Consider the following 7,640-nt stretch of genomic DNA (forward strand, 5'->3'; position numbering starts at 1 on the left):
CGCCCGCGCAATGCGTCAAGGTCCCGCACGATGTCGCCTACCAGGCGGCGGCACTTGCCGAACCGCTCGCCGTCAGCCTGCACGCCGTGGCACGGGCCGGCGACATAGCCGGCTGCAACGTCGTCCTGTTCGGCGCCGGCCCCATCGGGCTTCTGACTATGCTCGCCGCCAGGCTCAAGGGATGTGGCGAACTCACCGTCGTCGACATCGCAGAGGCGCCGCTTGCCTTCGCCAGCAAACTTGGAGCAAACAGGACGATCGACCTGTTCGGTGGCGACGAGGAGCTCAAGGCGCTCGCGTCCGACAAGGCGATCCGCAGCGGGCCTCGCGGCGGCGATCGCCAGCGTCCGACGCGGCGGCACGGTCGTTCAGGTCGGCAATCTTCCGGGTGGTCAGATCCCGGTGGCGGCTAATGCTGTGATGGCCAAGGAAATCGACCTGAAAGGCACGTTCCGCTTCGGCGCAGAATTCAACCAAGCGGTCGATCTCATCGTCGGCGGCGACATAGACGTCCTGAAGCTGGTGACCGCCGAACGCCCCCTTTCCTCGGCCCGCGATGCATTTCGCCTGGCCGCCGACCGTTCGCAGAGCGTCAAGGTCGTGCTGACCGCCGACTGAGGGTTTTCCCGGCGCCTGCCGCCAGCTGTTATCAACCGTTCCAGACTCAGCGCGCCGCCTCGCCTTCCTCCGCCTGCTTGCGCGCCCGCGCAAACTGGAGAGCCGCAACGCCGGCGGCCGCAGCAAGCGCCAGGCCGATCGGAATGAGGCTCGAGGGTTGGTCGGCCTTTTTGAGCACGGCCACGACGTCATATCCGACATCCAGCCCGATGCGCTTGGCGTAGGAGCCGAAATCGACATTGCTGATCATCAGCGCGTCGCCCGCTTGCGTGATGGTAAGGCCGATGTCGCGCAGCCGCTCCAGCGGCTCGCCTGGATCGCCGAGCGGCACGTTGACGGTCTTGCGTACATCTTCGCCCATGAGGTCGACACCCTCGACGACGAAATTGATGCGGCCGTCGGCCGGCGCCTGCCCGACCGCCGACAGGAACTCGCTCGCCGGCAATTCTTCGTAGGGCGGCGACACCTGATTGAGCCACCAGTCCGGCCGAAACAGCGTGAAGCAGATGAGAAGCAGGGCTGCACTTTCCCACAGACGGCTTTTCGTCACGAACCAGTTCATCGTCGCGGCCGAAAACAGCAATATTGCAATCAGCGACACGGTAGCGACCCAGATCGTCTGGGGCCAGGTGTCGACTCCGATCAGCAGGATCGTCGGATTGAAGATGAAGACGAACGGCAGGATCGCGGTACGCAGCGAATAGAGTGCGCCCTGGAAACCAGTGGCGATCGGATCCTCCTTGGAAATCGCCGCCGCTGCGAAGGCCGCCAGCCCAACGGGCGGGGTGATGTCGGCCATGATACCGAAGTAAAAGACGAAGAGGTGGACCGCGATCAGCGGGATTGGCAATCCGGCCTGCGCGCCGAGATCGACCACGACCGGTGCCATCAGCGTGGCGACCAGGATGTAGTTTGCGGTGGTCGGAATACCCATGCCGAGCACAAGACTGATCGCGGCGATCAGGATCAGCATCAGGATGACGTTGCCGCCGGAGATGAATTCGACGAGTTCCGTCATCATCAGGCCGAGACCGGTCAGCGTGATCGTGCCGACGACGATGCCGGCGGTGGCCGTGGCGATACCGATGCCGATCATGTTGCGGGCGCCGAGCGCCAGCCCGTCGATCAGGTCGTCCCAAGAGGCACGCACCGAGGATGCGAGGTCTTCGTGGCGGAATACTGCCATCAGCGGCTTGCGCGTCACGACGATGCCGAGGATCGAGACCGTTGCCCAGAACGCCGAGAGGCCAGGCGACATCTGCTCGACCATCAGGCACCACAGAAGCACGGCGATCGGGATGAGGAAGTCGAGTCCGGTTCGCGTGACGTCCCAGGCGCGCGGCAATTCCAGGATCGGCGCGTTCGGATCGTCGAGTGCGAGGTCCGGGTAGCGAGAGGAATACCAGACGGAGGCGACGTAGAGAGCCACGCCCGCGATTGCGAGCACCGGCGGCGCGGTCCCACCCAAGACAGTCTGGATAGCAACGATGCCGTAATAAACGATACAGACGGCGAGAATGCTGCCCGACAGTCCCAGCCCCATCCGCAGCATTCGTTCTCTTGCCGGCGTCCGACGCTGCGGGATCGTTTTCAGGTCCATCTTTATCGCTTCGAGGTGAACCATATAGAGCAGTGCTATGTAGGAAAAAACCGCCGGCAACAGCGCGTGCTTGACGATCTCCGAATAAGGAATGCCAACATATTCGACCATCAGGAAGGCGGCCGCGCCCATGACCGGCGGCATGATCTGGCCGTTGATCGAGGCCGCGGCCTCGATGGCGCCCGCCTTGACGCCGGAAAGGCCCGTGCGCTTCATCAACGGGATGGTGAAGATGCCGCCTGAAACCACATTGGAGACGGACGAGCCGGACACGACGCCATTGAGGGCCGATGAGACCACGGCAACTTTCGCCGGGCCGCCGCGCAAATGGCCGAGCAGCGCGATGGAGATCTGCATCATCCAGTTGCCGGCGCCTGCCTTTTCCAGAAGCGTGCCGAACAGGACGAAGAGAAAGACGAAGCTCGTCGACACGCCAAGTGCAATCCCGAAGACGCCTTCGGTGGTCAGCCATTGATGGTTGAGAAACTTGTTGAGTGATGCGCCGCGATGCTGAATCACATCCGGCATGTACTGGCCGGCAAAGGTGTAGAAGATGAAGATACACGCCACGACCACCATCGGAAAGCCGAGAGCGCGGCGAGTCGCCTCGAGGAGCAACAGGATGCCAACGGTGCCGGTGACGAGATCGAGCGTGGTCGGCTGGCCCGGTCGTCCGGAAAGCTGGACGTAAAAGAGAAAGAGGTAGGCGCCGGCAAATCCGCCGACCACGGCCAGCACCCAGTCCAGTAGCGGCACACGATCGCGGGGCGAGGATCTCAGCGCCGGATAGGCCAGGAATGTCAAAAACAGCGCGAAGCCGAGATGGATAGCGCGCGCTTCCGTATCATTGAGGATGCCGAAGCCGAACACGAACGGCAAAGGCGAAGCGTACCAGAGCTGGAAAAGCGACCATGCAACTGCAACCCAGAGCAGGATTCGAGCGACTATTCCGCCCGGATGCCGGCCACCCGTATCGGCCTCCGCGACAAGTTGTTCGAGCTCTTCGAGATCGACGCCGGCCGGTTGTTCTTTAACTTCGCTCATGACGCGTCCCGTTGCGGATGGCCCCGGCGGGTCCGCCGGACGTGTCGTCAGATTACGAAGCCTACTTCAGCCAGCCCTTCTCCTTGAAGTATTTTTCAGCGCCCGGATGCAGCGGCGCGGAATTCCCCTCCGACACCATCTTGGCCGGATCAAGATTGGCGAAGGCCGGGTGCAACGACTTGAATTCGTCGAAGTTCTCGAACACCGCCCGGGTCAATTGGTAGACGCTCTCATCGGGAACCTTGGCCGAAGTGACCAGCGTGGCGAGCACACCGAAAGTCCCGGTATCGTCGGGATTGTTTGCGTATAGACCGCCCGGAATGATCGCCTTGGCGTAGTAGGGATTCTCGGCGACAAGTTTGTCCACGACATCTCCAGTCAACGGCACCAGCTTGGCACCGCAGATGGTCGTCGGATCCTGGATGTTCGCTGAGGGATGACCGACGCCGTAGAAGAACCCGTCGATCTTGCCATCGCAGAGCGCCGGGCCGTGCTCGTCAGCCTTCAACTCCGATGCGAGCGAAAAGTCAGCCAACGTCCAGCCCATCGCTCCGAGCAGACGTTCCATGGAAGAGCGCGTTCCGGAACCGGGATTGCCGACGTTGAAGCGTTTGCCCTTGAAGTCCTCGAATTTCGTCACGCCGGCATTCGGATGCGCCAGGACCGTGAACGGCTCCGGGTGGATCGAGAAGACCGCGCGCAGGTCGGAATGGGCGCCACCGTCCTTGAATGATTCCAGTCCCTTATAGGCGTTGAACTGGACGTCGGACTGCGCCATGCCGAAGTCGAGTTCGCCTTCCTTGATCGTGTTCACGTTGAATGCCGATCCGCCGGTCGATTCGACCGAGCAGCGGATGCCGTGTGTCTTGCGATCCTTGTTGAGCAGGCGGCAGATAGCACCGCCGGCGGCATAGTAGACGCCGGTGACGCCACCGGTGCCGATGGTAACGAAATTCTGCTGCGCCATTGCGCTGGCCGAAAACAGCAGCGCGGCCGACAAGGCGGCAATCTGCGCTCCATGGCGTGCAATCCGGGCATGTTTCATCTGGTTCTCCCTTGGTACTTTGCGTGCCGTCGCGGCCGTCCGGTGTGTTAGTGTCAAGGCACGTCGATACATGCTACGATTGTTGCGCTTTATCAATCAAGGGAAATACTTGTTACAATGAATACGCGGGAGATGGGTTTCGACGTGCTTCTGGCGCGCATACTATCCGAACTCCCCGAACTGAGCTTAGAACTGCGCAAGGCGGCGCGATTCCTGGTCGATCATCCCGACGAGGTGGCGCTGGTTTCTATGCGGGTGCTGGCCTCCCGATCAGAGGTGACACCAACGACCTTCGTGCGACTGGCGCGGCGGCTAGGCTTTGGCGACTGGGCGGCGCTGCGTAAGCCGTTCGAGGACCGGCTACGCTCCGGCAAGGCGCATTTCGCGGCAAGGGCCGACGCGCTTGTCAAGCGCGGGTCGGAGGCGATCTTCGCGGAATCGCTGAGGACGACGGTGGCCAATCTGGCGGCGGCCGAATCGTTCAACGGCAGCGAAGAAATCGCAAGGGCTTGCATGATACTGGAGAAGGCGCAGCACATACGCGTCGCCGGGTTCCGAAGCTGCCGTGCGCCTGCCCACGCGCTCGTCTATCTCTGCCGGATGTTTCGGCGCGAGATCACGCTGCTCGGCGGCGACGGCGGTGCGGTCGAGGCGGAACTCGCAGCGCTCGGAAAGAGGGACGCCGTCGTCGCGATCGGCTTTTTGCCTTATTCGCGTGAACTCGGGCCGGTGGTGGAGGCTGCACAACGACACAGCGTCCCGATTGTCGCGATCGCCGACAGCATGGCTGCTCCGATCGCGCGGCATGCCGACGTTACCTTGCGATTTTCTACCGACAGCCCCTCCTTCTTCCCGTCGGTAACCGCAGCTATGGCTATCGTGGAAGCGCTGGCGGCAACGATGCTGGCGCGCAGCGGGCCGGCCGCCGCGGCTCGTGTCAGGGAGACGGAACTGGAGTTACAGGCGTTCGGGGCCTATCTGCCGGAATGAGGAGCGCAGGCGCTATGCCACCGCAGCGTCTATCGCGTCGCCGAGCCGTTCGACAACCGCGTCGATTGCTGAGGCGTCTATGATGAAGGGCGGCGCAAGCAGCACATGATCGCCGCGCACGCCGTCGATCGTGCCTCCCGCGGGATAGACGAGCAGGCCGCGCGCCATCGCCTCGCGCTTGACGCGAGCATTGAGCTTCAACTTCGGGTCAAAGGGCGCCTTGGTCGAGCGATCCTCGACCAGCTCCACACCCATGAAAAGGCCGCGCCCGCGAATGTCGCCGACATGGGCGTGATTGCCGAACCGTTCGCTCAGTCGCCGCGAAAGATGCGCTCCCATCGCCTGAACATTGGCGAGCAGATCGTCGCGAGCGATCACTTCCTGGACGGCGAGCGCCGCCGCGCAGGCCATCGGGTGGCACATATAGGTGTGGCCGTGCTGGAAGAAGCCGGAGCCTTCGGCGAAAGCCTCGAAGATGCGGCGCGACAGCAGCACCGCACCAATGGGCTGATAGCCTCCGCCTAGGCCTTTGGCGATTGTCATCAGGTCGGGCGCGACGCCGTCCTGCTCGCAGGCATGCAGCGTGCCGGTGCGGCCCATGCCGCACATCACCTCGTCGAGGATGAGGAGCACACCATAGCGGTCACAGATTTCGCGGATGCGCCTGAAATAGCCGGAAACGGCGGGCACTGCCCCCGCTGTCGCGCCGACGACAGGTTCCGCGACGAAGGCCATCACAGTGTCCGCACCAAGTTCGAGAATCTTGTCCTCGAGCGCCTGGGCGGCGCGCAGGCCGTAGGCCTCCTCGCTCTCACCGGCTTCCTGATAGCGGTAGGCATAGCATGGGTCGATGTGATGCGTGTCGATCAGCAATGGGCGGAATTGGGCGCGGCGCCACTCATTGCCTCCGGCAGCGAGAGCGCCAAGCGTGTTGCCGTGATAGCTCTGGCGGCGGGCGATGACGTTTCGCCGCTCGGGCCTACCAGTCTCGACGAAAAACTGCCGTGCCATCTTGAGTGCCGCCTCCACAGCCTCTGAGCCGCCGGACACGAAGTAGACGTGGCTTATGCCTTGCGGCGCACCGGCGACGAGTCTGTCGGCCAATCTCTCGGCCGGCTCATTGGTGAAGAAGCTGGTGTGGGCATAGGCGAGCTTGTCGGCCTGTGCGTGGAGCGCGGCCGTCACGTCGGGGTGGCTGTGGCCGAGGCAGGAAACCGCCGCGCCGCCTGACGCGTCGATATAGGCGCGGCCATCCCGGTCGAAGAGTTCGATACCCTTGCCGCCAGCCGCGACGGGCAGGGTCGCATGGATCTGGCGATGCAGGATGTGTGTCATGCTGTCCTCGATTGACGATGGCTCGTTTTGGAGTGAACCTATCATGCAACATGTGTTACAGAGTCCGCAATAGTGAAACAATTGGACTGCATCTATGACTGTCGATAGGGACGTGACCGGCCCCGGACTCATCGCGCCGACGGCGATCGCCGTTGCGCCGAATGGTGGACGGCGTGGCAAGGAAGACCACCCTGCCCTGCCGATTGGCCCCCAGGAATTGGCCCGGACCGCCGCCGCCTGCCTCGAGGCGGGCGCCGCCATGATCCATGTCCATGTCCGCGATCGCGACGGCGGCCATCTTCTTGACGCGCATGCCTATCGCGAGACGTCGAAAGCGATACGTGATGTGGTGGGTGAGCGGTTGATCATCCAGATTACCAGCGAAGCGGTCGGCCGATACCAACCGGCCGAGCAGATGGCGGTGGTGCGCGCTACCCGCCCCGAGGCGGTTTCGCTGGCGCTGCGCGAACTGGTGCCAGGCGCGGCCCATGAGACCGCTTTCGCGGAGTTCCTTTGGTGGTTGAAGAGCGAGCGCATCGCCCCTCAGATGATCCTCTACGCGCCCGAAGAGGCGTCGGCCCTAGCCGCCATGCAACAGCGGGGGCTGGTGCCTTTCGACGACATTCCGGTGCTCTATGTGCTCGGTCGCTACACGCCAGGACAGGTTTCGCGGCCGACCGACCTGCTTCCCTTCCTTGCACATGAGCGTCCGCGCTTTGCGCACTGGATGGTCTGCGCCTTCGGTCGGGAAGAAACCGCCTCCGTTACGGCCGGTGCGCTGCTGGGCGGCCATGTCCGCGTCGGCTTCGAGAACAATTTTGCTCTCGCCGACGGCACAACCGCCAGGGACAATGCCGCGCTCGTAACCGCAACCAAATGCGCCCTGACCGCTTGCGGCGTCCGGACCGCCCAAGCCAACGACCTGCGCGCCGCTTGGTCGATCCAACGCTAGCTTTGCTCAGGTTTACGGTTGCGCTCCGCAGACAGATTTTGAGGCGATTGAAGAAC

At 63.1% G+C, this 7,640-nt stretch carries 5 protein-coding genes and 1 pseudogene; 3 read left to right on the top strand and 3 right to left on the bottom strand.

The window, feature by feature from the left end:
• Positions 1–618: pseudogene (locus E5W87_RS17785) on the top strand (zinc-binding dehydrogenase); the annotation flags it as partial.
• A 46-nt stretch (positions 619–664) separates the two neighbouring features.
• On the opposite strand, the gene E5W87_RS17790 reads toward E5W87_RS17785, so the two are convergent.
• Positions 665–3,166, bottom strand: a complete 2,502-nt coding sequence (locus E5W87_RS17790; protein WP_292400084.1) for a TRAP transporter permease — start codon at positions 3,164–3,166, stop codon at positions 665–667.
• A gap of 157 nt (positions 3,167–3,323) precedes the next feature.
• Positions 3,324–4,307 carry a TAXI family TRAP transporter solute-binding subunit gene (locus E5W87_RS17795; RefSeq protein WP_292400068.1) on the bottom strand — a complete coding sequence of 328 codons (984 nt, stop codon included), beginning with the start codon at positions 4,305–4,307 and terminating at the stop codon, positions 3,324–3,326.
• 117 nt (positions 4,308–4,424) lie between these two features.
• Between E5W87_RS17795 and E5W87_RS17800 the strand changes: the two genes are divergently transcribed.
• The gene (locus E5W87_RS17800) at positions 4,425–5,297 is read left to right on the top strand and encodes a MurR/RpiR family transcriptional regulator (protein ID WP_292400071.1); all 873 of its coding nucleotides are present in this window, start codon (positions 4,425–4,427) and stop codon (positions 5,295–5,297) included.
• 12 nt (positions 5,298–5,309) lie between these two features.
• Here the strand turns inward: E5W87_RS17800 and E5W87_RS17805 are convergent, their stop codons facing one another.
• Positions 5,310–6,632 (bottom strand): aspartate aminotransferase family protein, encoded by a 1,323-nt coding sequence (locus E5W87_RS17805; RefSeq protein WP_292400074.1) that lies wholly within the window; start codon positions 6,630–6,632, stop codon positions 5,310–5,312.
• Between the two features lie 94 nt (positions 6,633–6,726).
• Between E5W87_RS17805 and E5W87_RS17810 the strand changes: the two genes are divergently transcribed.
• Positions 6,727–7,584: a 3-keto-5-aminohexanoate cleavage protein gene (locus E5W87_RS17810; RefSeq protein ID WP_292400076.1), complete on the top strand. Its 858-nt coding sequence runs from the start codon at positions 6,727–6,729 to the stop codon at positions 7,582–7,584.
• Positions 7,585–7,640 lie beyond the last annotated feature (56 nt).

This window comes from Mesorhizobium sp. (assembly GCF_004962925.1).
Classification (GTDB): Bacteria; Pseudomonadota; Alphaproteobacteria; order Rhizobiales; family Rhizobiaceae; genus Mesorhizobium.

What these genes read in the sequence shown, in the direction of transcription:
- E5W87_RS17795 (WP_292400068.1), bottom strand. Translation starts at nt 4,307, where the DNA reads ATGAAACATGCCCGGATTGCACGCCATGGAGCGCAGATTGCCGCCTTG.
- E5W87_RS17800 (WP_292400071.1), top strand. Translation starts at nt 4,425, where the DNA reads ATGAATACGCGGGAGATGGGTTTCGACGTGCTTCTGGCGCGCATACTA.
- E5W87_RS17805 (WP_292400074.1), bottom strand. Translation starts at nt 6,632, where the DNA reads ATGACACACATCCTGCATCGCCAGATCCATGCGACCCTGCCCGTCGCG.
- E5W87_RS17810 (WP_292400076.1), top strand. Translation starts at nt 6,727, where the DNA reads ATGACTGTCGATAGGGACGTGACCGGCCCCGGACTCATCGCGCCGACG.